This is a genomic window from Bacillus pretiosus (assembly GCF_051294775.1).
In the GTDB taxonomy this organism is placed as follows: Bacteria; Bacillota; Bacilli; order Bacillales; family Bacillaceae_G; genus Bacillus_A; species Bacillus_A wiedmannii.
In genome coordinates, this window is record NZ_JBPPHF010000271.1 from 1 (window position 1) to 298 (window position 298).

Below are 298 nucleotides of genomic sequence, written 5' to 3' on the forward strand. Positions count from 1 at the left end.
ATGTGTATAATAGAAAGCTTCCTCAACTGCACACGTCATAATGAAAGAATGATGTTGCTTTTCAATTTCTTGTTGACTCAACTTGCGATCAATGACATACTTCACGCTTGTTGACAGGTTTTCTATATATTCATCCAGTTCGGTATTTGAAATTTTAACCTCTGAGAATTCCGGAAAAATCATATAAGCATGTACATTTGAACTACTTTTACTTACACGTAATACCTGAACTTGTTTTCTTTCATAGCGCACCGGTTGTTCTAATTTTTCTACTACATTTTTACTTAGGGAATTAATA

At 32.9% G+C, this 298-nt stretch carries 1 pseudogene; it reads right to left on the reverse strand.

Annotation, left to right across the window (positions count from 1 at the left end):
- Positions 1 to 297: pseudogene (locus ACSG5Z_RS30835) on the reverse strand (hypothetical protein); the annotation flags it as partial.
- Position 298: the final 1 nt, after the last annotated feature.